At 67.1% G+C, this 21,297-nt stretch carries 21 protein-coding genes; 10 read left to right on the top strand and 11 right to left on the bottom strand.

Going from position 1 to position 21,297, the window contains the following annotated elements; translation table 11 throughout:
* Window positions 1–62: 62 nt before the first annotated feature.
* Window positions 63–788, top strand: a complete 726-nt coding sequence (locus tag ACSQ89_RS11400) for a hypothetical protein (RefSeq protein WP_093109313.1) — start codon at window positions 63–65, stop codon at window positions 786–788.
* 3 nt (window positions 789–791) lie between these two features.
* Here ACSQ89_RS11400 and ACSQ89_RS11395 read toward each other — a convergent pair whose 3' ends face one another.
* On the bottom strand, window positions 792–2,516 hold the full coding sequence (locus ACSQ89_RS11395) for a dipeptidase (RefSeq protein ID WP_436292434.1): 1,725 nt from the start codon (window positions 2,514–2,516) through the stop codon (window positions 792–794).
* Window positions 2,517–2,761: 245 nt separating this feature from the next.
* Here ACSQ89_RS11395 and ACSQ89_RS11390 point away from each other — a divergent pair, with 245 nt between their 5' ends.
* Window positions 2,762–3,088 carry a GYD domain-containing protein gene (locus tag ACSQ89_RS11390; RefSeq protein ID WP_093109315.1) on the top strand — a complete coding sequence of 109 codons (327 nt, stop codon included), beginning with the start codon at window positions 2,762–2,764 and terminating at the stop codon, window positions 3,086–3,088.
* Here the strand turns inward: ACSQ89_RS11390 and ACSQ89_RS11385 are convergent.
* The gene (locus tag ACSQ89_RS11385) at window positions 3,018–3,899 is read right to left on the bottom strand and encodes a tetratricopeptide repeat protein (protein ID WP_436292433.1); all 882 of its coding nucleotides are present in this window, start codon (window positions 3,897–3,899) and stop codon (window positions 3,018–3,020) included. The genes ACSQ89_RS11390 and ACSQ89_RS11385 overlap by 71 nt on opposite strands.
* A 19-nt stretch (window positions 3,900–3,918) precedes the next feature.
* On the opposite strand from ACSQ89_RS11385, the gene ACSQ89_RS11380 reads away from it, so the two are divergent.
* The 4 genes from ACSQ89_RS11380 to ACSQ89_RS11365 all read left to right on the top strand — a co-directional run bounded on the left by ACSQ89_RS11380 (window position 3,919) and on the right by ACSQ89_RS11365 (window position 5,850).
* A complete protein-coding gene (locus ACSQ89_RS11380; RefSeq protein WP_436292432.1) occupies window positions 3,919–4,419 on the top strand; it encodes a hypothetical protein in 501 nt (166 codons plus the stop codon).
* Window positions 4,412–5,029, top strand: a complete 618-nt coding sequence (locus ACSQ89_RS11375) for a hypothetical protein (RefSeq protein ID WP_436292431.1) — start codon at window positions 4,412–4,414, stop codon at window positions 5,027–5,029. The genes ACSQ89_RS11380 and ACSQ89_RS11375 overlap by 8 nt, the downstream gene beginning before the upstream one ends.
* 49 nt (window positions 5,030–5,078) lie before the next feature.
* Window positions 5,079–5,459, top strand: coding sequence for a nuclear transport factor 2 family protein (locus tag ACSQ89_RS11370; protein ID WP_093109318.1), 381 nt, complete (start codon window positions 5,079–5,081; stop codon window positions 5,457–5,459).
* A gap of 97 nt (window positions 5,460–5,556) precedes the next feature.
* Window positions 5,557–5,850 carry a hypothetical protein gene (locus ACSQ89_RS11365; protein ID WP_436292430.1) on the top strand — a complete coding sequence of 98 codons (294 nt, stop codon included), beginning with the start codon at window positions 5,557–5,559 and terminating at the stop codon, window positions 5,848–5,850.
* On the opposite strand, the gene ACSQ89_RS11360 is transcribed toward ACSQ89_RS11365, so the two are convergent.
* From ACSQ89_RS11360 to ACSQ89_RS11350, 3 genes are read right to left on the bottom strand one after another with little or no spacing between them, the layout of a single operon-like run.
* A complete protein-coding gene (locus ACSQ89_RS11360) occupies window positions 5,838–7,289 on the bottom strand; it encodes a bifunctional 2-methylcitrate dehydratase/aconitate hydratase (protein WP_436292429.1) in 1,452 nt (483 codons plus the stop codon). The genes ACSQ89_RS11365 and ACSQ89_RS11360 overlap by 13 nt on opposite strands.
* 10 nt (window positions 7,290–7,299) lie before the next feature.
* Window positions 7,300–8,457, bottom strand: coding sequence for a bifunctional 2-methylcitrate synthase/citrate synthase (prpC, locus tag ACSQ89_RS11355; protein ID WP_436292428.1), 1,158 nt, complete (start codon window positions 8,455–8,457; stop codon window positions 7,300–7,302).
* Window positions 8,454–8,867, bottom strand: coding sequence for an acyl-CoA thioesterase (locus tag ACSQ89_RS11350; RefSeq protein WP_093109322.1), 414 nt, complete (start codon window positions 8,865–8,867; stop codon window positions 8,454–8,456). Before ACSQ89_RS11350 ends, prpC begins: the two co-directional genes overlap by 4 nt.
* 103 nt (window positions 8,868–8,970) lie before the next feature.
* On the opposite strand from ACSQ89_RS11350, the gene ACSQ89_RS11345 reads away from it, so the two are divergent.
* Genes ACSQ89_RS11345 through ACSQ89_RS11335 form a run of 3 tightly spaced genes read left to right on the top strand, consistent with a single transcriptional unit; the run spans window position 8,971 to window position 11,147 of the window.
* Complete coding sequence (locus ACSQ89_RS11345) at window positions 8,971–10,446, top strand: short-chain fatty acyl-CoA regulator family protein (RefSeq protein WP_436292427.1); 1,476 nt, start codon at window positions 8,971–8,973, stop codon at window positions 10,444–10,446.
* 29 nt (window positions 10,447–10,475) lie between these two features.
* On the top strand, window positions 10,476–10,733 hold the full coding sequence (locus ACSQ89_RS11340) for an AbrB/MazE/SpoVT family DNA-binding domain-containing protein (protein ID WP_093109324.1): 258 nt from the start codon (window positions 10,476–10,478) through the stop codon (window positions 10,731–10,733).
* Window positions 10,734–10,739: 6 nt separating this feature from the next.
* A complete protein-coding gene (locus tag ACSQ89_RS11335; protein ID WP_436292426.1) occupies window positions 10,740–11,147 on the top strand; it encodes a PIN domain-containing protein in 408 nt (135 codons plus the stop codon).
* On the opposite strand, the gene metE is transcribed toward ACSQ89_RS11335, so the two are convergent.
* Window positions 11,095–13,467 (bottom strand): 5-methyltetrahydropteroyltriglutamate--homocysteine S-methyltransferase, encoded by a 2,373-nt coding sequence (gene metE, locus ACSQ89_RS11330; protein WP_436292425.1) that lies wholly within the window; start codon window positions 13,465–13,467, stop codon window positions 11,095–11,097. The genes ACSQ89_RS11335 and metE overlap by 53 nt on opposite strands.
* Before the next feature lie 70 nt (window positions 13,468–13,537).
* Between metE and ACSQ89_RS11325 the strand changes: the two genes are divergently transcribed.
* Window positions 13,538–14,464 carry a LysR family transcriptional regulator gene (locus ACSQ89_RS11325; RefSeq protein WP_093109327.1) on the top strand — a complete coding sequence of 309 codons (927 nt, stop codon included), beginning with the start codon at window positions 13,538–13,540 and terminating at the stop codon, window positions 14,462–14,464.
* 6 nt (window positions 14,465–14,470) lie between these two features.
* Here the strand turns inward: ACSQ89_RS11325 and ACSQ89_RS11320 are convergent, their stop codons facing one another.
* The 5 genes from ACSQ89_RS11320 to ACSQ89_RS11300 form a co-directional block, all read right to left on the bottom strand.
* Window positions 14,471–16,336: an ATP-dependent metallopeptidase FtsH/Yme1/Tma family protein gene (locus tag ACSQ89_RS11320; protein ID WP_436292424.1), complete on the bottom strand. Its 1,866-nt coding sequence runs from the start codon at window positions 16,334–16,336 to the stop codon at window positions 14,471–14,473.
* Between the two features lie 164 nt (window positions 16,337–16,500).
* Window positions 16,501–17,394 carry a 3-hydroxyisobutyrate dehydrogenase gene (mmsB, locus tag ACSQ89_RS11315; protein WP_093109329.1) on the bottom strand — a complete coding sequence of 298 codons (894 nt, stop codon included), beginning with the start codon at window positions 17,392–17,394 and terminating at the stop codon, window positions 16,501–16,503.
* 91 nt (window positions 17,395–17,485) lie between these two features.
* Window positions 17,486–18,601: an enoyl-CoA hydratase/isomerase family protein gene (locus ACSQ89_RS11310; RefSeq protein ID WP_436292423.1), complete on the bottom strand. Its 1,116-nt coding sequence runs from the start codon at window positions 18,599–18,601 to the stop codon at window positions 17,486–17,488.
* The gene (locus tag ACSQ89_RS11305; protein ID WP_093109331.1) at window positions 18,598–19,752 is read right to left on the bottom strand and encodes an acyl-CoA dehydrogenase family protein; all 1,155 of its coding nucleotides are present in this window, start codon (window positions 19,750–19,752) and stop codon (window positions 18,598–18,600) included. The genes ACSQ89_RS11310 and ACSQ89_RS11305 overlap by 4 nt, the downstream gene beginning before the upstream one ends.
* An 11-nt stretch (window positions 19,753–19,763) precedes the next feature.
* On the bottom strand, window positions 19,764–21,284 hold the full coding sequence (locus tag ACSQ89_RS11300; RefSeq protein ID WP_093109332.1) for a CoA-acylating methylmalonate-semialdehyde dehydrogenase: 1,521 nt from the start codon (window positions 21,282–21,284) through the stop codon (window positions 19,764–19,766).
* Window positions 21,285–21,297 lie beyond the last annotated feature (13 nt).

The raw sequence follows: 21,297 nt of genomic DNA, 5'->3' as shown, positions 1-21,297 counted from the left end.
GACGGTCGTGCAGACTCCTAGGGCCTATTAACCCTAGCATTCCGGCTTCGAAGGAGTTCCCCATGTCCGTGGTCTGCGCCGCCTGCAAGACCGAGAACCGCGCCAATGCCATGTTCTGCCGCGGCTGCGCGGCCAAGCTGCCCGGCTTTGCCGCCACCGGGCCGTCCGCGCTCGAAGGCATGAAGCCGGTGCGGACGGCGCCCGCACCGGCGCAGGCCCCGGGCCCGACGCCCGGCATGCTGCCGATCGAGACGCGCGCCTTCTGGATCCGCTTTGCGGTGTTGTCGATCGTGATCACCGCCTGCTTCGGCAGCTGGGTGGCCTATGTGACGCGCAAGCCGCCGGCACCCGCGCCCGCTGCCGTAGCGGCCGCTCCAGCGGCGCGCGCGGCACCGGTGCGCGCATCGGCGCCTCCGGCGGCGCCGCTCGATCGCGTGCCCATGGTGCCGTCCGTGCCGGTGCGGACCGTGGAAACGCTCGGCCCGGCCGAGACGATCGTGGAGCCGGGCCCCGTGCGCTCGGAGCCGGAACGCCCCATCGCCTCTTACCAGCCCACCGTCCCGGTCGAGCGGACGGTTCCACCCCGAAAGATCGTGGCCCGCAACGACGGCAACGGCGGCAACGGCGCTGCCGATCCGCGGCCCGGCTGCGCGCACCTCAACTTCATCGCCGCGGCCCGTTGCGAGGCGGCGCAATGCGCCAAGAGTCCGTTCAACCACCACCCGCATTGCAATGCGGTGCGAGAGCAGACGCGGCGCGACATCGCACGGCGCAACCCGAGCTTCTGAGCCCTACTGCATCTGCCCCAGGTTGCCGATGCGCACCAGCATCTCGGTGAACATCTGCATGTCGGCATCGAGGTCGGCGACTTCCTTGAACTCCTTGGCGTTGTGCGCGGTGTACTTCTTGCCCGGCATGGCCGGGCCGAAGTTGATCGCGTTGGGCATCAGCTTGGCGGTGGTGCTGCCGGCCGTGGGCACCGGCTTGGCTTCGAGGCCGGTGGTGTCGCCGAAGATGTTGAGCAGCGTGGACAGCCACGCGCCCTTGGGGTCGCGCGCCATCCAGTCGCCCTGCTGGTAGTCGATCTCGACCTTGGCCTGGCTCTCGGCCGCCCAGCCCTTGACCCTGGCCGTGACGGCCTGAGTCAGCTTCTCGGGCGTGTTGCCGCGCGACATGCGCACGTTGGCCGTGACTTCGAGCTTGCCGTCCTTCTCGCGGATCAGGTTGGGCGACATGGTGAGCGGTCCCATGAAATCGTCCTTGTAGCCCACGCCCATCTTCTCGCCGAGATAGTCGGTGCCGTAGAGCGCGTTCAGGTACTTGACGGCCTTCGCATGGTGGTTGTCGTCCAGCGCCACGCCGGACTCCTGCAGGAAGAGCGCAAGGCGCGGGAGGGGATTGACGCCCTCCTCCGGCCGCGAGCCATGGGCCGAGACGCCGACGACCTTGATCTCGATGCTGTCGGCACTTTTCGCGATGTCGATGCCGAACTTGCCGCCCTGGCCTTCGTACTTCTGGATGAAGGCGGCCTTCGCGCCTTCCAACTGCGACGCGGCCCGCGCGAGATCGCCAGCCTTGAGCGTGGCGGTGGCGTTCTGCGGCACCGCGTTGGCGGCCGCTGCGCCGGCCATCGCGGTGATGGCGGTGCGCTTGCCGTCCGATGCTTCGACCGGAAAGAACACCTTGAGGGCGCCCGATCCCTTCTCCGCCACCACCGCCGGGTACTTGCTGTCGAGCACGATGTTGTACTCGGGCAGCGACGTTTTCTCGCGGTAGTACTTCATGGCGTCGCCGCCGGTTTCCTCGGTGGTCTCGATCATGAGGCGGATCGTGCGGTCCAGCGGCAGGCCGCTCTCCTTCACCGTTTTCATTGCATAGAGCACGGCCGCGATCGAGCCCTTGTCGTCGATGGTGCCGCGGCCGTAGAGGTAGTCGCCCACGCGCGTGAGCTTGAAGGGGTCGAGCCGAGTGCCGTCGTCCAGCACCCATTCCGCGAGCACCGCGGGCACCACGTCGGCATGGGTGAGGATGCCGAACTCCTCCTTGCCGCGGCCCGGCAGCTTGACCTCGAAGATCCGGTTGTCGACGTTGCGGTATTGCAGGCCGAAGTCACCCGCCATCTTCTCGACCAGCTGGCCGAACTCGATGATCGCCTTGTTCTCGTGCGGCGGCACGCGGTCGATGCGCACGGTGGGAATCGCCACCATGGTCTCCATGCTCGCGATCACGGCCTTCTGGTTGTGCAGGCGGTTGTAGAGACCGAGCAGGCGGGCGATGTTGACCAGGTCGTCGCCGTCCAGCGGCGCCTTCTTCTCGTAGGCCGCGACGCTGGCCTTGAGCTTCGGCTGGGTCTTGGCGGCCTGCGCGAGGAAGGCGCGGAAGCTCGGCGACGACTTGGCCTGCTGGGCTGCGGCCAGCTGGTCGAGCTCGGGTTTCTTGAGAGTGTCTGCTTGCGCCGGCAGGCCGAGCGCGAGGGCCAGGCCCAGGGACAGGATGGACAAGGAGAGATGCTTCATGGGTGACTCCCGGGGAGGGGAAATTCGCTTGGGAGCGGCGAGTCTACAAAGCGCAGTCCGCCCGCGTGGTCAACATCTCCATGCAGAAGGCTTTGCGCAGGATGGTGGTTGTCGGCGCCCGGCCGGACTCCGAATATTCGGGTTCACATGAATGAAATGTCTATCCGTCACCCAGTCGACGGGACTAGACTTTCCATGCTCGCGTATCGCGAGCGGCACGGAACGCTGGAAGGAGGGTTGTGGCCATGGCTTTCTATCTGACGCGCTTCAGCTACACGCCGGAAACCTGGGCTCGATTGACGAAGAAACCCGAAGACCGTCGCGAAGCTGCACGCAAGTACATCGAGTCGGTCGGCGGGAAGCTGCACGGCTTCTGGTACGCGTTCGGCACCTACGACGGCTATAACCTCTGGGAGGCGCCTGACAACGTCTCGATGGCCGCAGTCGCGATTGCCCTAGGTGCAGGCGGCGCGCTGTCGAAAGTCGAGACGACGCCGCTGCTCACCGTCGAGGAGACCCTGGACGCCCTCGGCCGTGCGCAGGCGGTCGGCTACCGGCCGCCCGGCGCGTAGTTGTCGATGTCAGATCGGCGACAGACCAGGTCCGTAGCGATCCAGCTTGAGGGCTTGCATGAGCGTCACAAAGCGTGGCTCCGAGCGCAGGCCCGTCCAGTGGACATCGCCTTTCAGAAACACCATTCGAGTGTCTCGCAGCACCAACCCCCTGTTCCAGTGCAGTGAGAGCCGACCCGACTTCACCCAGCGCCGCATGCAACGATGCAATTGAAGTCGGGGTGACGTAGCGCGACTTCGATGCGGTCAAGAGCTGGTTCAGGATCGATCGAGCCTCTTCGGTTTCTCCAAGGCGCGCCAATTGCACGCCCAGCACCGACCAGGACCGGGTGGTGGCATCGGACAGCGCCACCGCGCGCCGGATCGAGGCAATGCCTTGTTCCGGTCGCGCATCGGACATGTGCATCAAGCCCGCTGCGAGATGGGTAAGCCAGAGATCCGGAGAAATATCGAGCGAGCGGTTCAGCCGAATTCGGGCTTCTTCTCGTTGACCGTTTGCCATCAAAAGGCTTGCTTCCACGGTGTTGTAGACCGGGGACATCGGGTCGAGTGATCGCGCTGTCCGCAAATGGACGAACCCGTCGGCGAGGCGGCCTTGGCTCAGGAGCAGCAGTGCCAGGCCCCAGTGCGCAGTGGCCGTGTTCGGGTTGATGGTCAACCCGCGACGAAATGCATGCTCGGCGCCCACCCAGTCGAAGTCGAACCAGAAGCGGCTGAAGCCGAGACCCGCGTGAGCCTCCGCCAGATTGGGGACCAGCGCGAGCGCATGCTTCAAGGCAGCGTTCGCCGGCTCGAACACCTCGGCAGCCAAACCATCGGAATTCCACAGCTTGCGCCGATGGACCTACCTGGGCCAGTTCCACCCACGCCATCGCATATGCAGGATCGACGCTGAGCGCCTGATTGAGCAACGCCACGCCCTTGTCGACTTCATCGGCCCGGCCTCCCTGCGCCCGCCATCGCGCGGCCAGATAGAGCTGGTAGGCGTCCATGTCGCGCGTGCCACCGATGTCCGCAAGCCGCGCAGGGGTACCCAGCCCCACGCGCAGCACGGGCAGCAATGCCTGCGTCACCAGATTCGAGATCTGATCCTGCACGTCGAATACGCTCGTGAACTTCTCGTCGAACCCGCCGCTCCAGGCGGCGACACCATCGGCGGCATGCAGCAGGCGGGCCGTGGCACGCACCAGATCGCCGCGTCGCTGCAGCGATCCATCGACGATCCAAGTCACTTCGAGTTCCCTTGCGGCACGCACCGGGTCTTGCATGGGACCGGCGTAGCGCTGCACCGAGCCGGTCGAGCGCACAACCAGCCCGGGTACCGTGGATAGCCTGGCGATCAAACTGTCTGCCATTCCGACTTCAAGCAGCTCGTCCCGGCTTTCTGTCGCCAGTGGCTTGAAGGGCAGTACAGCAAGGGTGGCCGTTGATTGCCCGGCCGGAGGGCGACTCCGGATCCACCAGCCCGCAGCTCCCAATGCTGCAGCCTGCGGCGGTGGGGAAGGCGGTTTCGGAAACGCCTTCGCTGCCGGTGAAAGCAGTCCGAACAGCGCACCGGACCCCATCGTCGGAGTGTGGGAGTCAACGGCCACCGGCAAGGACTGCAACACCGGCGCAGTGCTTGCCGGCTTCAAGGGATTGGCCGTGTTCAATAGCGCAGCCACGGCGTCGTTCGACAATTCCCGCCCTCCTACCTCTCAGGGCTCTGCGTTCGGAACATGGAAGCGCGAGGCCGGCGACAACTACAGCTTGACACTGGTGTTCATGCGCTTCAATCCCGACGGCACGCTCGCCGGCACGCAAAAGGCAAAGGTAGTTCGTACCCTGTCAGCAGATGGCAACAGCTACACAGGCACAGTGGCCGGTCAGATCATCGACACCGCGGGCAATGTGATCTCGTCATACTGCGCAACAGATGCAGGTTCGCGCGTGAGTTGGTGATCTCCGCCGGAAGGTCCTATCGAACCCGCCACAGAAAAGGAAGAAACACATGCCCAGCGCCGAAACACTGGAACGCTTCATCGCCCGCGTCGAAGAGAACGCACATGCCGAAGCCGTCGAGGAGTTCTACGCCCCGAATGCCTCGTTGCAGGAGAACCAGGAAGCGCCGCGCGTCGGCCGCGACGCGGCCGTGGCACGCGAACGCGCCATGCTGGCCAAGGCCTCGTCGATCTCCTCGACCTGCGTGCGCCCGGTGTTCGTGAACGGCGACCGCGTCGTCATCCGCTGGATCTTCCACTTCGAGTGGAAGGACGGCACGGCCACGCACATGGAGGAACTCGCCTACCAGCGCTGGGAGGGCGAACGCATCGCCGAGGAGACCTTCTTCTACGACCCGGCGCAGCGCGTGCCCGTCAAGTCGAAACACTAATACCCAAGTTCCTGCGCAGCGCGTAGGAAGCTGCCGACAGACATGCGGCAGTCTCTATGGAAAGTGGGAACCTTGGTTCAATTCAAGGAGTTCCCCCATGTCCGTGGTCTGCGACGTCTGCAGAACCTCCAACCCCAACAGCGCGATGTTCTGCGACGGCTGCGCCAGCGCGCTGCGAGGCCTCGCGCCCACCGGCTTCTCCGCGATGGAATGGAGCAAGGGGCCGCGCCTGAACGGCTGGCCGATATCGAACAGGGCACCGCTGCTTGCTGACAGGCAGCCCGGCCAGAAGACCACGGGGTTGCGAACGCGCCTCGGCCTGCTGGCGTTCGCGGTGGGCACCGCCTCGCTGGCGGGATTCCTGTTCCTCCAGCGCGTTCACATCACGTAGAGATCGACGTACTCGTGCACCGGCAGCGCTTCGAGCGCCTGCTGGTCCAGCGAGACGGCGAGGATCGCGTCCTGCTGCTTCTTCGGGAAGCGCCGCGCGAGGTTGGTACGGAACTTGGCTTCCAGCAACGGGATGCCGTCCGCGCGGCGGCGCTTGTGGCCGATCGGGTACTCGACCACCACTTCCTCCAGCGTCTTGCCGTCCTTGAACTCGATCGTGAGCGCGTTCGCGATGCTGCGCTTCTCGGGGTCGTGGTAGTCGCGGGTGAACTGCGGGTCCTCCACGCAGGCGATTCTGTCGCGCAGCGCATCGATGCGCGGATCGGCCGCCACCGCGTCTTCGTAGTCGCCGGCAGTGAGCCGGCCGAAGATCAGCGGCACCGCCACCATGTACTGGATGCAGTGATCGCGATCGGCCGGGTTGTCGAGCGGTCCCTTCTTGTCGATGATGCGGATGCAGGCCTCGTGCGTGCGGATCGTCAGGCGCTCGATCTCCTCCACCGTCCTGCCGGCCTTCTTCAGCTGCGCATGCAGCGTCATCGCGGCCTCTACCGCCGTCTGGCTGTGGAACTCGGCCGGAAAGCTGATCTTGAACAGCACGTGCTCCATCACGTAAGAGCCGTAGGGCCGCTGGAACTTGAAGGGCTGGCCCTTGAACAGCACGTCGTAGAAGCCCCAGCCCTTGGCCGTCAGCACGCTCGGGTAGCCCATCTCGCCGGTCTTCGCGATCAGCGCCAGGCGCACCGCGCGGCTGGTGGCGTCGCCGGCGGCCCAGCTCTTGCGGCTGCCGGTGTTGGGCGCGTGGCGGTAGGTGCGCAGCGACTGGCCGTCGACCCAGGCCAGCGACACCGCATTGACGATCTCGTCGCGCGAAAGGCCGAGCATCTGCGCCACCACCGCGGTCGAGGCCACCTTGACCAGCACCACGTGGTCGAGCCCGACCTGGTTGAAGCTGTTCTCCAGCGCGATGCAGCCCTGGATCTCGTGCGCCTTGATCATGGCGGTGAGCACGTCCTTCATCGTCAAGGGCTTCTTGCCGGCGGCCACCGCGTTGCGGCTGAGCCAGTCGGCCGTGGCGAGGATGCCGCCCAGGTTGTCACTCGGATGGCCCCATTCAGCCGCGAGCCAGGTGTCGTTGAAGTCGAGCCAGCGGATCATGGCGCCGATGTTGAAGGCCGCCTGCACCGGATCGAGCTGATGCTGCGTGCCCGGCACCCGGGCGCCGTGCGGCACCACCGTGCCGGGCACAACGGGGCCGAGCAGCTTGGTGCAGGCCGGGTACTCGAGCGCCTCGAGGCCGCAGCCCAGCGTGTCGATCAGGCAGTTGCGCGCGGTCTGGTAAGCCAGCGCGCTGGTGATTTCGTAGTCGAGCACGTAGTCGACGATGTCGACGAGCACGCGGTCGGGTTCGGGGCGGATGTTGCTGATGGGGGCGGACATGGTTCTTTCTTCAAACGCGTTCTTCGATCGGCACGAAGCGCAGGTCTTCGGGCCCGGTGTAGTTGGCGCTCGGCCGGATGATCTTGTTGTCGATACGCTGCTCGATGATGTGCGCGGCCCAGCCGCTGGTGCGGGCGATCACGAACAGCGGCGTGAACATCGCGGTGGGCACGCCCATCATGTGGTAACTCACAGCGCTGAACCAGTCGAGGTTGGGGAACATTTTCTTGGCGTCCCACATCACCGTTTCGAGCCGCTCGGCGATGTCGAACATCTTGGTTGACCCAGCCTCCTGCGACAGCTTCTTCGCGACCCGCTTGATGACCTCGCTGCGCGGATCGGCCACCGTGTAGACCGGGTGGCCGAAGCCGATCACCACCTCCTTCGCCTCGACGCGGCGGCGGATGTCGGCCTCGGCCTCGTCGGGCGAGTCGTAGCGCTTCTGGACTTCGAAGGCCACTTCGTTGGCGCCGCCGTGCTTGGGCCCGCGCAATGCGCCGATGGCGCCGGTGATGGCCGAGTACACGTCGGAGCCGGTGCCGGCCACCACGCGCGCGGTGAAGGTGGAGGCGTTGAACTCGTGCTCGGCATACAGGTTGAGCGAAGTGTGCATCGCGCGCTCCCAACTCGCCGTCGGCGCCCTGCCGTGCAGCAGGTGCAGGAAGTGCGCGCCGATCGAGTCGTCGTCGGTCTCGACCTCGATGCGACGCCCCTGCGTCGACCAGTGGTACCAGTAGAGCAGTACGGAGCCGAGCGAGGCCATCAGACGATCCGCGATGTCGCGCGCGCCGGGCGTGCCATGCTCGTCCTTCTCGGGCAGCACGCAGCCGAGCGCCGAGACGCCGGTGCGCATCACGTCCATCGGATGCGCGCTCGCCGGCAGGTGCTCCAGCGCTTCCTTCACGCTGGCCGGCAGGCCGCGCAGCGCCTTGAGCCTGGCCTTGTAGGCGCGCAGCTCGGCGGCGGCGGGGAGCTTGCCGTGCACCAGCAGGTGCGCGATCTCCTCGAATTCGCAGACCTCGGCGATGTCGAGGATGTCGTAGCCGCGGTAGTGCAGGTCGTTGCCGGTGCGACCCACCGTGCACAGCGCCGTGTTGCCGGCGGTCACGCCCGAGAGCGCCACGGACTTCTTGGGCTTGAAGCCAGGCTGCAGGGTTTCTTGCGTCATGCGGGTACTTTCATTTCGTTGAGCGGGTCGTGCGCGGCCTCGGCGATCGGCGACGGCCGGCCTGCCGCGTCGACCGCCACCATCTCGAACACCGCCTCGAGCGCCACCCCGGGCTGGTCTGCGGCCAGGTCGTCGGCGAAACCCGTGACGTGGACCGTGAGCGAGCTGCGGCCAACGCGCAGCACCTGCGCATCGAGCGTCAGCACGCTGCCCAGCCGCACCGGCACATGGAACTGCGCATCGCTGCAGCGCGCCATCACCACGTCGCGCCGCGCGAAGCCGCGCGCGGCCAGGAAGGCGGCCTTCGCCATCAGGTGCAGCGCGTTGCCGCCGAACAGCGTGCCGTAGTGGTTGGCATGTTCGGGAAACACCACCTCGGTGAGCTGCGCGTGGCGCTTGCGGGTCGTCATGCTTCGCAATTTACGCAACATCCGTCCCATAATGAAGGACTGAATTAGCGAATGATTGCGAATGCAGCAGCCTCGAGTTGCGAAGTTTGCGAATCTACGGACGATGAAAAAGACCTTCATGGGCGTACGCCTGCGCCGCCTGCGCGAAGAGCGCAACCTGAGCCAAGTGGCGCTGGCGCAGCAGTTGGGCCTCTCGCCCAGCTACCTGAACCAGATCGAGCAGAACCAGCGGCCGCTCACGGTGGCGGTGCTGCTGCGCATCAGCGCCACGCTGGGCGTGGACGTGCAGGCCTTCTCGGACGACGAGGAAGCGCGGCTCATTGCGGGAATGCGCGAAGCGCTGGCCGACAACCCCGGTGGCGAGGCCGTGTCGCTCGCCGAGCTGCGCGAACTCGCCACGCAGATGCCGGCGGTCGGCCGCAGCCTGGTCGCGCTGCACCGCCGCCAGCGCGAGGCGCTGGAGCGCATCGAGGCGATCGCCGGCGTTTTGGGCGACGGCCGCGACGAACTCGCGCAGTTGCGGCCCATGCCTTTCGAGGAGGTGCGCGACTTCTTCTTCGCCCACCAGAACCACATCGCACCGCTCGACGATGCGGCCGAGACGCTGGCCGCAGCGTGGCGGCTGCGCAAAGGCAATCCCGGCGACCGTCTGGCCCGGCGCCTGCTGGAACAACACGACGTGCGCGTGGTGCCGATGGAAAGCTTCGGGCCCGAGGACCAGCGGCGCTACGACCCCGCGACGCGCGTGCTGCGGCTCTCACCCGATCTCGAGCCCGGGCAGTACGCCTTCCAGATGGCCACGCAGCTCGCCTTTCTGGAGATGGACGACGTTCTGCGTCAGCTCGTCGAGGCGGCGGCCTTCACCGGCGACACCGCGCGTGAGCTGGCGCGCATCGGCCTGGCCAACTACTTCGCAGGCGCCCTGCTGCTGCCCTACGGCACCTTCCTCGCGGAGGCCGAGGCGCTGCGCTACGACATCGACTTGCTTGCGCGCCGCTTCGGTGTCGGCTTCGAGACCATCTGCCACCGGCTCAGCACGCTGCAGCGGCCCGATGCGCGCGGCGTGCCCTTCTTCTTCGTGCGAGTCGACCGGGCCGGCAACATCTCCAAGCGCCAGTCGGCCACGCATTTCCACTTCTCGAAGACCGGCGGCACCTGCCCGCTATGGAACGTGTACGAAGCCTTCGCGCAGCCCGGCCGCATCCTGCCGCAGCTCGCGCGCATGCCCGACGGCCGCGTTTACCTGTGGATCGCGCGCACCGTCTCGCGCGGACACGGCGGCTGGGGCGCGCCGACCAAGACCTTCTCGATCGGCCTGGGCTGCGACATCAGCCACGCGCCGCGGCTGGTGTACTCCAAGGGCCTGGACCTGCGCGACCCCGAGGTGCCGACGCCCATCGGCATGGGCTGCAAAGTCTGCGAACGCGCCGCCTGCCCGCAGCGCGCCTTCCCCTTCCTCGGGCGGCCGCTCGATGTCGACGAGAACCAGAGCCGGTTCGCGCCTTATGCGGTGGCGGAGCTGCGGCCAGCGGGCGCAATCGGGACGAGACAGGGTGCTGGCCGCGGCAAAGCCATATAGTTCCTTACCCTTCGTAAGGAGCTCAAGAAGTGGCCGTCGCCACAATGACCAGCAAAGGACAGATCACCATGCCGCAGGCCGTGCGCACTGCACTCGGCCTGCGTCCTGGTGCCAAGGTGGATTTTGTCGCCGAGGGTGACGGCTTCAGACTGGTCCCGCTCAAGACCGATGTCTCTGCTCTCAAGGGCCGCTTTGCTGGACGCGTCGCAAAACCCGTCAGCATCAAGGCAATGAACGACGCCATCGGCGAAGCAGCATCGGCTCGGCAACGCAAACCCGGCCGGTAGCCTTACATGATCGGCCTCGACACCAAGGTGCTGGTGCGTTACCTCGCGCAAGACGATCCCAGGCAATCCGCGAGCGCCACACGCTTCATCGAAACGCGCCTTAGCGAACGTTCGCCCGGCTTCATCAGTCTGGTTGTGCTGGTCGAACTTTGCTGGGTGCTGGAGCGAATCTACAGCGCGACGCCTAGCGAAATCGGCGAAACCATCAGCGACCTTCTGGAGACGCCACGGTTCCACCTGCAGCAGCGTGAAGTCGTCCAACAAGCCGTTCGCCGCTTTCAAGACAAGAAGGCGGGAAAGGCTGGTTTCGCGGATCTGCTCATCGCGCAGATTGCTTTGGACGAAGGCTGCAGCTCGACCGTCAGCTTCGACCGAGGAGCTGTTCGCACGGCGGGCATGACACTGCTCGACTGACTCGAGGTTCAAGCGCCAGTTCCTGGCGCAGCACCTTCGCTGCCGCCACCATGTTCACCAGCGCCGCCTCGGTCTCCGGCCAACCGCGGGTCTTCAGGCCGCAATCGGGGTTGACCCACAGGTTGCCCGGCGGCACCACCGCAGCGGCCTTGCGCATCAGGCGCAGCATTTCGTCGACGGCCGGCACGCGCGGCGAATGGATGTCGTAGACGCCCGGGCCGATCTCGTTCGGGTACTTGAACTCGCCGAAACCGCGCAGCAGCTCCATGTCGGAGCGGCTGGTCTCGATGGTGATGACGTCGGCATCCATCGCCGCGATCTCGGGCAGGATGTCGTTGAATTCCGAGTAGCACATGTGGGTGTGGATCTGCGTGCGGTCGGCCACGCCCGAGGCGCTGATGCGGAAGGCGCGCGTCGCGCTCTCGAGGTAGGCCTTCCAGCCGGCGCGGCGCAGCGGCAGGCCTTCGCGGATGGCCGGCTCGTCGATCTGAATGATGCCGATGTCGGCGCGCTCCAGGTCGACCACCTCGTCGCGGATCGCCCAGGCGATCTGCTCGGTGGTCACGCTGCGCGGCTGGTCGTCGCGCACGAAGGACCATTGCAGGATGGTGACCGGCCCGGTCAGCATGCCCTTCATCGGCCGCGCCGTGAGGCTTTGCGCATAGACGGTCCATTCGATCGTCATCGGCGCCGGGCGCGCGACGTCGCCGTAGATGACGGGCGGCTTCACGCAGCGCGAACCGTAGGACTGCACCCAGCCGTTGGCGGTGAAGGCGAAGCCGTCGAGCTGCTCGCCGAAGTACTCGACCATGTCGTTGCGCTCGGCCTCGCCGTGCACCAGCACGTCGATGTCCAGTTCTTCCTGCTTGCGCACCGCGAGCGCGATCTCGGCGCGCATCTTCTCGCGGTAGCCTGCGGCATCGAGCGCGCCGCGCTTGAAGGCGGCGCGCGCGGTGCGGATCTCGACCGTCTGCGGAAAGGAGCCGATGGTGGTGGTGGGCAGCGGCGGCAGCGTGAAGCGCACGCGCTGTACGGCCTGGCGCACGGCGAAGGGCGAGGCACGGCTGTCGTCGCCCGCCACGCGGCGCGCGAGGCGCAATGCGACGTCGGCGCGGTGCACGCGCGGGCTGGCGCGGCGGGCAGCCACGGCGGCGCGGGCTGCCGAAAGCGCGTCCTGCACTTCGGCCTCCTTGCCGTCGAGCACGGCGCGCAGCATGCGCAGCTCGTCCAGCTTCTCCACCGCGAAGGCGAGCCAGCTCTTCAGTTCGACATCGAGCTTGTTCTCCGTCGCGAGGCTGAAAGGCACGTGCAGCAGCGAGCACGAAGGCGCGATCCACAACTCGCCCTGGTGCTTGTCCGCCACGGGCCGCAAGCGCGCGAGCGCGGCATCGGGATCGGCGCGCCAGATGTTGCGGCCGTCGACGATGCCGATCGACAGCACCTTGTGCGCCGGCAGCCAGTCGGCCACGCCGGTGAGCTCGTCGGGCGCGCGCACCGCATCGACATGCAGGCCGGCCACCGGCAGTTGGCAGGCCAGGCGCAAGTTGTCCGAGAGCGGCGAGAAGTAGGTGGCAAGCAGCAGCTTCGGCGCTCGGCGCGCGAGCTGCCAGTAGCTGCGCTCGAAGGCATGGCGCCAGGCGTCGGGCAGGTCCAGGCCGAGGATGGGCTCGTCGATCTGCACCCATTCGACGCCCTGCGCCTTGAGGCGCGCGAGCACCTGTTCGTACACTGGCAACAGCGATTCGAGCAGCGTGAAGCGGTCGAAGCCGGCCTCCTTCTCCTTGCCGAGCCAGAGAAAGCTCAGCGGCCCGAGCAGCACCGCCTTGACTGCATGGCCGGCCTTCTGCGCCTCGGCCACCTCGTCGAACAGGCGGACCGATTGCAGGCTGAAGCGCGTCGCCGGCGAGAACTCGGGCACGAGGTAGTGGTAGTTGGTGTCGAACCACTTGGTCATCTCGAGCGCGAAAGTGCCGTGCTCGGCGTGCGCGCAGCCGTGATCGTGCACCTCGTCGGCCACGCCGCGCGCCATGGAGAAATAGCGCGAGAGCTCGGGCTCGTCGCCCCGGAAGTCGAAACGCGCCGGCTCGCAGCCCAGCAGCTGGATGTGGTTGGCCACGTGATCGTAGAAGGCGAAGTCGCCCACCGTCACGAAGTCGAGGCCGGCGTCGCGCTGGGCCTGCCAGTGGCGCGCACGCAGCTCGCGGCCGACGGCTTCGAGCGCATCGCGGTCGATCTCGCCGCGCCAGTGTTGTTCGAGAGCGAGCTTGAGTTCGCGTTGTGCGCCCATGCGCGGAAGGCCGAGAGTATGGATACGTGTCATCCCCCGATGGTCGGCGTTCCTCGCCTATGATTCAAACGAAAGCTTTTGCCAGTCAACTTGAATTTCATTCATGGCCCAGTCCATCCTCGAGATCCGCCACCTGCGCACCCTGGTGGCGCTGCGCGACACCGGCAGCCTGGTGCGCGCCGCCCAGCTGCTCAACCTCACGCAGTCGGCGCTGTCCCATCAGGTCAAGCTGCTCGAAGACCGTTACGGCGCGGCCTTGTTCGAGCGCAAGTCGGTGCCGCCGCAGTTCAGCGGCGCCGGCCTGCGCCTGCTGCAGCTTGCCGATGCCGCGTTGCCGCTGGTCGAGGAGGCGGAGCGCGACGTGTCGCGCCTGGCGCAGGGCGGCGCCGGCCAGCTTCGCATCGTGGTGGAGTGCCACACCTGCTTCGACTGGCTGATGCCGGCGATGGACGCGTTTCGCAACCGCTGGCCCGAGATCGAGCTCGACATCGTCTCGGGCTTCCATCCCGACCCGATCGCGCTGGTGCTGCAGAAACGCGCCGAGGTGGCCATCGTTTCCGAGCAGGACCCGGACGAAACCGTCGACTACCACCCCCTCTTCCGCTTCGAGATCATGGCCCTGCTGGCCAACGAGCATCCGCTCACGGCAAAGACGCATCTCACGGCCCGCCACTTCGCCGACCAGACGCTGATCACCTACCCGGTGCCCGACGACATGCTCGACATCGTGCGTCAGGTGCTGGCGCCGGCCGGCGTCGAGCCGGCGCAGCGCCGCACCACCGAGCTCACGGTCGCGATGCTGCAGCTGGTGGCCAGCGGCCGCGGGATCGCGGCGCTGCCGCTGTGGGCGGTGCAGGGCTACCTGGACCGCGGCTACGTCACCGCCCGGCCCGTGGGCCGCAAGGGATTGACCGGCGAGCTGCACATGGCCTGCACCGCATCGACCTCGGCTCGGCCCTGGCTGGAGGATTTTGTTCGCATCACGCGCGAGAGCTGCTTCAAGAGCCTGCCGGGGATCGAGCTGCTCTGAGGATGCTCAGGCGACCAGCGTCATCGGCCCGCGGTGCCCGACCAGTTCGAGCACGCGCTCGCCCGACACGGTCTCGTGGGCGAGCAATTCGTCCGTGAGTTCGTCGAGCGCGCGGCGGTGCGTGCGCATGATCTGCTGGCATTTCACGTTGAGTCCTTCGAGCAGCAGGCTGGCCTGGCGCACCGCGGCCGAGACCTGCCGCGATGCGTGCTGCGCCGGCAGCGCGCCCAGGCTGAACAGCGCGCCGTCTTCGCCGAAGCCGTAGCGCCCGACCATGTCGAGCGCCAGCTTCGAGGCTTGCTGCAGGTCGTGGCTGGCGCCGCTCGATGCTTCCTCGAACACGGCCAGCTCGGCATTGCGGCCGCCCAGCAGCATCTGGATGTGCTTTTCCATGTCGCTCTTCAACACCAGCGTCATGTCTTCTTCCTGCGTCACGAGCGTGGCGCCCAGCGACCCGCCGCGCGGCAGGATGGTGACCTTCTCGACCTTGCCGTAGCCCAGCACGACGGAGACGAGCGCGTGGCCGGCCTCGTGCACCGCGATGTATCGACGCTCGCGCTCGCCGAGCGCACGCTGCGCGCCGTTGAGCTCGCCGATGCGCGTGGTCTCGATGGCTTCCATCAGATGGTCCATCGACACCGCCTCCGCGTTCGCGCGCGCCGCCACGAGGGCCGCATGGTTGACGACGTGCGCGATGGTCGCCGGCGACAGCCCGGTGGTCAGGCGGGCCAGCTGCTCGTAGTCCACCTCGCCGGCGAGGCGCAGCTTGGCGGCATAGAGCCGGAAGATGGCGGCACGGTCGCGCACGTCCGGCAGCTTGACGTTCACGCGGCGATCGAAGCGCCCTTCGCGCAGCAGCGCCTCGTCGAGGTTGTCGACCAGGTTGGTGGCACCGACGACGATGACGCCCTCGTTGGCCTCGAAGCCGTCCATCTCGACCAGCAACTGGTTGATGATGCGGTTGCCCTCCGATTCCGCCGGTCCCGAGCCGCCGGCGCTGCGCCTCGAGATGCCGTCGATCTCGTCGATGAAGAGGATGCAGGGTGCGTTCTTGCGTGCGGTCTCGAAGAGCTTCTTGACCTTCTGCACGCCGACGCCATAGAACTTGGAAGTGAACTCGCTGCCGTTGGTGGCGATGAAGCGGGCGCCGCACTCGCCGGCAAGCGCCTTGGCGAGCAGCGTCTTGCCGACACCGGGTCCGCCGAGCATGAGCACGCCGCAGGGCGGTCGCGCGCCGAGCGCGCTGAAGCGCTTCGGGTTCTTCAGGTAGTCGACGATGTCCTGCAGCGCGTTCTTGGCCTCACCGGCGCCGATGACGTCGTCGAAGCGCAGGCCGGTCGGCTTCTCGACCAGCTTGGCGCTTGCGCCGATGCTGTCGCGCATCATGTAGACAAGGACCGCGACGAGTAGGATGGGGAGGAACACCCCCACCAGATCGCGCGCCGCACTCAGCGTGCGGTCGTCTGCGGCAGGTGCGCCGACCGTGGTGTCCGGCAGCACGACCAGCTGGAACGATTTCGAATCGCCGGCCTTCGCCGCCTCGCCGACGACCAGTGCGGCGAAGGAGCCTCGGCCGTCGACCACGAAGTAGCGCTCTCCGACGGTCGTGGACACGAGGACGGCATTGGCCGCGATGCCGACAGTGCGGACCGCGCCGGCACGCAGGTCGCGCAGCAGTTCGGAGCCGTCCTTCTCGGTGGCGGTCCAGTCGGCCGGCGACGTGCGCATCTGCTGCGCGGCGCCGCCGAGCTGATGAAGCTGCGGCGTTTCGCGCAGCGCCAGGTACAGGGCGGCGATGGCCAAGGCGCCTAGGAAGGCGGCGAAAGCGAATCGAGCCACGCCCGATCGAACAAGTCTGTGGAGCTGCTTCATGGACGGCGGACGGGGCGCGGCATCCGACGATGGTAGGCAGCCCGGCAGCAATCGACACCGCCACAGCGGCGGCGGCGCAGCTTAAACACCGCTTGCGTGGAGTACTTCGCGGCCGGCCCGGCACCGGCGTTGCGCGCTCGCGTCAGCGCGGGCGGCGCAGCACCCTATTTCTTCTGCACCAGCCTGATCACACTCGAAAAATCGAGCGCTCCATTCCCAGCCAGGCTGTGCGCGGCATACAGATTGCGCGCCAGCCCGCCGAGCGGCGTGGCGGCGCGCACCGCGGCGGCGTTCTCCTGCGCGAGGCCCAGGTCCTTGAGCATCAGGTCAGTGCCGAAGCCGCCGGCATAGCCCTTGGAGGCCGGCGCGTTTTCCATCACGCCGGGCAGCGGGTTGTATTTTTCGAGCGCCCAGTTGCCGCCCGAGCTGCGCCGCATGATCTCCGACAGCACCTTGGGATCGAGCCCGTTGGCCACGCCGAGCGCGATCGCCTCGGAGGTACCGATCATCAGGATGCCGAGCAGCATGTTGTTGCAGATCTTGGCCGTCTGGCCAGCGCCCGCCTCGCCGGCATGGAAGATGTTGGCGCCCATCTTCTCCAGCACCGGGCGCGCGCGTTCAAGGTCGGCTTCGGAACCGCCGACCATGAAGGTCAGCGTGCCCGCGATCGCGCCGCCGGTGCCGCCCGAGACGGGCGCATCGATCACGGCCACGCCGCGTTTCGCGCCTGCTTCCGCCACCTTGCGCGAAGTTGCCGCGGCGATGGTGCTGCTGTCGATCACCAGCGTGCCGGCCGCGATCTTCTCCATCAGGCCGGGCTGGCCGTCGCTGCCGAGGTAGAGCGACTCCACATGCTGGCTTGCAGGCAGCATGCTGATCACCACCTCGGCGCCGGCGAGCGCGTCCACCGCCGACTTGGCGATCGGCAGTCCCTCGGCGCCGAGCTTCTTGCAGGCCTCGGCCGAAAGGTCGAAAGCGCTGAGTGCGTGGCCGGCCTTGTGCAGGTTGAGGGCCATCGGGCCGCCCATGTTGCCCAGGCCGATGAATGCGATCTTCATGTGTGTCTCCGTTTTGTGCTCTTCCCACCCGTTCGGGCTGAGCTTGTCGAAGGCCTCAGGGTGAACGGAGTCGGGGGTTGTTGTCATTCGCTCACACGAGCCCGGCGAGTTCCGGCGCCATCTCGCCGCGGACCTTCAGGTGATCTTCAATGAAGGCTGGCGTGATGTCGTCCAGCGTGGCCGGGTTCCACTTCGGATTGCGGTCCTTGTCGATCAGCACGGCGCGGATGCCCTCGGCAAAGTCCTTGTGCGCGCAGAAGCCCAGCGAGGCCCAGTACTCGAGCCGGAAGACTTCGGCCAGCGACATGCGGTGCACGCGCTGCCAGAGTTCGAAGCTGAGCGCCGCCGAGCTCGGCGCGCCCTTGGCGAAGGTTTTTGCCGCGGTCTGCAGCCAAGGGTCGTCGCTTTGCAACGCGCGCAGCCGCTTGGCGATGTCGCCCAGGTCGTCGCCGGCCATCAAGGCGTTGATGGAGTCGAAATTCTCGCGCACCTTGGAAGGCGGCAGTTCGGTGCCTTCGCCCGCACGCAGCAGGATGCGCGAGAGCGCGGCGCGATCGGCCTTGGCCTCGCCGGTCCATGTGCCTGCGGCGATCTCGTCCAGCACCTGCGCCTTGCGCTCGTGCGGCACCAGCAGGTCGGCCAGGCCGCAGAAGATGGCATCGGCTGCATTGAGGTGGGCCCCGGAGAGCGCGAGGAACAAGCCCACGCGCCCCGGCATGCGGCGCAGGAACCAGCTCCCGCCCACGTCGGGGTAGAGGCCGATGCCGATCTCGGGCATCGCGAGGCGGCTCTGGGCCGTGGCCACGCGGTGCGAGGCACCCGCCATGAGCCCGATGCCGCCGCCCATCACGATGCCGTGTCCCCAGCACAGGACGGGCTTGGGAAAGGTGTGGATCAGGTAGTCGAGCTCGTACTCCTCGGCGAAGAAACGCTCGGCGTAGGGGTTGCGTTCGGGTCCGCATTCCAGCAGCGTCTGGTAGAGCTGGCGCAGGTCGCCGCCGGCGCAGAAGGCCTTCTCGCCCGCGGCCTGCAGCAGCACGCCGGCAACGCCCGCATCCTGCGCCCACTCGCGCAGCTTCGGCGTGAGCAGCCGCACCATCGCGACCGAAAGCGCGTTGAGCGCCGCCGGCGTGTTGAGCGTCGCCACGCCGAAGCGCCGGCCGCCGGTCGTTTGGATCTCGTCGAACAGGACCACTTCATCGCTCATCGGATATCACTCTCGCCTTCCAGCAATTTGCGCGCGATGATCACGCGCATGATTTCGTTGGTGCCTTCGAGGATCTGGTGCACGCGCGTGTCGCGCACCAGCCGCTCCAGCGGGAACTCGCTCAAATAGCCGTAGCCGCCGTGCAGCTGCAGCGCGTCGTTGCAGACGTTGAAGCCGACGTCGGTCGCAAAGCGCTTGGCCATCGCGCAATAGGTGCTCGCATCGGCATGCCCGGCGTCGAGCCTGCTCGCGGCCAGCCTCACCATCTGGCGCGCGGCCACCAGTTCGGTCGCCATGTCGGCCAGCTTGAACTGCAGCGCCTGGAAGCTCGCGAGCGGCTTTCCGAACTGGCTGCGTTCGTGCAGGTAGCGGCGCGACGCGTCGAGCGCGCCCTGCGCCGCGCCGACCGAGCAGGTCGCGATGTTGATGCGGCCGCCGTCCAGCCCCTTCATCGCGATGCGAAAGCCCTCGCCTTCGCTGCCGAGCAGGTGGGCGGCGGGCACGCGCACGTTGTCGAAGTTGATGGTGCGCGTGGGCTGGCTGTTCCAGCCCATCTTGTGCTCTTTCTTGCCGTAGCTGATGCCCGGCGCATCGGCGGGCACCGCGAAGGCGGAAATGCCGCCCGCACCGCCGCCGCCGGTGCGCGCCATCAGCACCAGCACGTCGGTCGAACCGGCGCCCGAGATGAAGGCCTTGCCGCCGTTGATGACGTACTCGGCGCCCTGGAGCTCGGCGCGCGTCTTCAGCGAACCGGCATCCGAGCCGGCGCCCGGTTCGGTCAGGCAGTACGAGGCCAGCTTGCGCCCGCTCGTGAGATCGGCACCCCACTGCTCGCGCACGACGGGTCCGCCCCAGGTACCGAGCATCCAGGTCGCCATGTTGTGGATCGTGATGAAGGCCGTGGTCGACGGATCGACCGCGGCCATCTCCTCGAACACCAGCGTGGCGTCAAGGCGCGGCAGCGCCAGGCCCTCGATGCTTTCGGGCGCATAGAGGCCGCAGAAGCCGAGCTCGCCCGCCTTCGCGATGGCCTCTTTCGGGAAGATACCTTCGGCGTCCCAGCGCGCGGCATGCGGCGCGAATTCGGCCGATGCGAATTCGCGCGCGGTCTGTGCGAAGGCCCGCTGCTCTTCGGAGAGTTCGAAGTCCATGCGCCCTGAGATTACTTCAGGCTGATGGTGGTGTTGAGCCCGTGCGCCGTGTCGTCGTCGAACCAGCGCTCCGTCACCGTCTTGGTCTGCGTGTAAAACATGATGACCTGCTTGCCATAGGGGCCGAGGTCGCCGAGTTTCGAGCCGCGCGAACCGGTGAAGGAGAACATCGGCACCGGCACCGGGATCGGCACGTTGATGCCGACCTGCCCGACGTCGATGTCTTCCTGGAAGCGGCGCGCCGCGGCGCCCGACTGCGTGAAGATCGCGGTGCCGTTGCCGTTCGGGTTGGCGTTGATGAGCTCGATGGCTTCGTCGATGCTCTCGGCATTGGCCAGGCACAGCACCGGGCCGAAGATCTCCTGATCGTAGATGGTCATGCCGGGCTTGACGTCGGCGAAGACCGTCGGGCCGACGAAGTTGCCCTTTTCGTAGCCGGGCACCGTGGGGTTGCGGCCGTCCAGCGCCAGCGTGGCACCGTCGGCCACGCCGCGTTCGATCAAGCCGTTGACGCGCTCGTAGGCCGCGCACGACACCAGCGGACCGACGTCCACGCCCTTCTCGGTGCCGGCGCCGATCTTCAGCGTCTTGGCCTTCTCGACCAGTTCGGGCACCCACTTCTGCGCCTCGCCCACCAGCACCGCGACCGACACCGCCATGCAGCGCTGCCCGGCCGCACCGAAGCTCGCGCCGGCCAGCGCATTGAGCGTCTGCTCCTTGTTGGCATCGGGCATCACGATGGCGTGGTTCTTGGCGCCCATCATGCATTGCACGCGCTTGCCGGCGAGCGTGGCGCGGTTGTAGACGTGGGTGCCGACCTTGGTCGAGCCGACGAAGGAGATCGCCTTGATGTCCTTGTGATCGCAGATCGCGTTGACCACCGCCTCGCCGCCATGCACGACGTTGAGCACGCCGGCCGGGATGCCGGCTTCGAGCGCGAGCTCGGCCAGGCGCATCGTGACCATCGGGTCCTGCTCGGAGGGCTTCAGCACGAAGGTGTTGCCTGTGACGATGGCCATCGGGAACATCCACAGCGGGATCATGGCCGGGAAGTTGAAGGGCGTGATGCCCGCGCACACGCCCAGCGGCTGCAGCAGCGTGTAGGTGTCGACGCCGTTGGCGACGTTGTTGGCCAGCTCGCCGAGCTGCAGGTTGCCGATGTTCGATGCGTGCTCGACCACTTCGAGGCCGCGGAACACGTCGCCTTCGGCATCGGGCAGGGTCTTGCCCTGCTCGGCCGTGAGGATCGCGGCCAGCTCGGCCATGTTCTCGCGGATGAGTTGCTGGTACTTCAGGAAGATGCGCGCGCGGGCGCCGATCGGCGTCTTGCGCCAGGTCTTGAAGGCTTCCTTGGCCGAGGCCACGGCGGCATCGACTTCGGCTTGCGTGGCGAAGGGCACGCGGGCCAGCACTTGCTGCGTGGCCGGGTTGACGATGTCGCGCCACTCGGTGGTTTTCGACTCGACGAACTTGCCGCCGATCAGCAGCTTGACGGTCGCGATCTGGGTCGCGGGTGTGGTGGTGGCGTCCATGAACTTTGTCTCC

The organism is Variovorax sp. LjRoot175 (assembly GCF_964253805.1).
In the GTDB taxonomy this organism is placed as follows: Bacteria; Pseudomonadota; Gammaproteobacteria; order Burkholderiales; family Burkholderiaceae_C; genus Variovorax.
The sequence above is the reverse complement of the archived record's forward strand: the minus strand, read 5'-3'. Positions and strand labels throughout refer to the sequence as shown.

What these genes read in the sequence shown, in the direction of transcription:
- ACSQ89_RS11400 (WP_093109313.1), top strand. Translation starts at nt 63, where the DNA reads ATGTCCGTGGTCTGCGCCGCCTGCAAGACCGAGAACCGCGCCAATGCC.
- ACSQ89_RS11395 (WP_436292434.1), bottom strand. Translation starts at nt 2,516, where the DNA reads ATGAAGCATCTCTCCTTGTCCATCCTGTCCCTGGGCCTGGCCCTCGCG.
- ACSQ89_RS11390 (WP_093109315.1), top strand. Translation starts at nt 2,762, where the DNA reads ATGGCTTTCTATCTGACGCGCTTCAGCTACACGCCGGAAACCTGGGCT.
- ACSQ89_RS11370 (WP_093109318.1), top strand. Translation starts at nt 5,079, where the DNA reads ATGCCCAGCGCCGAAACACTGGAACGCTTCATCGCCCGCGTCGAAGAG.
- ACSQ89_RS11365 (WP_436292430.1), top strand. Translation starts at nt 5,557, where the DNA reads ATGTCCGTGGTCTGCGACGTCTGCAGAACCTCCAACCCCAACAGCGCG.
- ACSQ89_RS11360 (WP_436292429.1), bottom strand. Translation starts at nt 7,289, where the DNA reads ATGTCCGCCCCCATCAGCAACATCCGCCCCGAACCCGACCGCGTGCTC.
- prpC (WP_436292428.1), bottom strand. Translation starts at nt 8,457, where the DNA reads ATGACGCAAGAAACCCTGCAGCCTGGCTTCAAGCCCAAGAAGTCCGTG.
- ACSQ89_RS11350 (WP_093109322.1), bottom strand. Translation starts at nt 8,867, where the DNA reads ATGACGACCCGCAAGCGCCACGCGCAGCTCACCGAGGTGGTGTTTCCC.
- ACSQ89_RS11345 (WP_436292427.1), top strand. Translation starts at nt 8,971, where the DNA reads ATGAAAAAGACCTTCATGGGCGTACGCCTGCGCCGCCTGCGCGAAGAG.
- ACSQ89_RS11335 (WP_436292426.1), top strand. Translation starts at nt 10,740, where the DNA reads ATGATCGGCCTCGACACCAAGGTGCTGGTGCGTTACCTCGCGCAAGAC.
- metE (WP_436292425.1), bottom strand. Translation starts at nt 13,467, where the DNA reads ATGACACGTATCCATACTCTCGGCCTTCCGCGCATGGGCGCACAACGC.
- ACSQ89_RS11325 (WP_093109327.1), top strand. Translation starts at nt 13,538, where the DNA reads ATGGCCCAGTCCATCCTCGAGATCCGCCACCTGCGCACCCTGGTGGCG.
- ACSQ89_RS11320 (WP_436292424.1), bottom strand. Translation starts at nt 16,336, where the DNA reads ATGAAGCAGCTCCACAGACTTGTTCGATCGGGCGTGGCTCGATTCGCT.
- mmsB (WP_093109329.1), bottom strand. Translation starts at nt 17,394, where the DNA reads ATGAAGATCGCATTCATCGGCCTGGGCAACATGGGCGGCCCGATGGCC.
- ACSQ89_RS11310 (WP_436292423.1), bottom strand. Translation starts at nt 18,601, where the DNA reads ATGAGCGATGAAGTGGTCCTGTTCGACGAGATCCAAACGACCGGCGGC.
- ACSQ89_RS11305 (WP_093109331.1), bottom strand. Translation starts at nt 19,752, where the DNA reads ATGGACTTCGAACTCTCCGAAGAGCAGCGGGCCTTCGCACAGACCGCG.
- ACSQ89_RS11300 (WP_093109332.1), bottom strand. Translation starts at nt 21,284, where the DNA reads ATGGACGCCACCACCACACCCGCGACCCAGATCGCGACCGTCAAGCTG.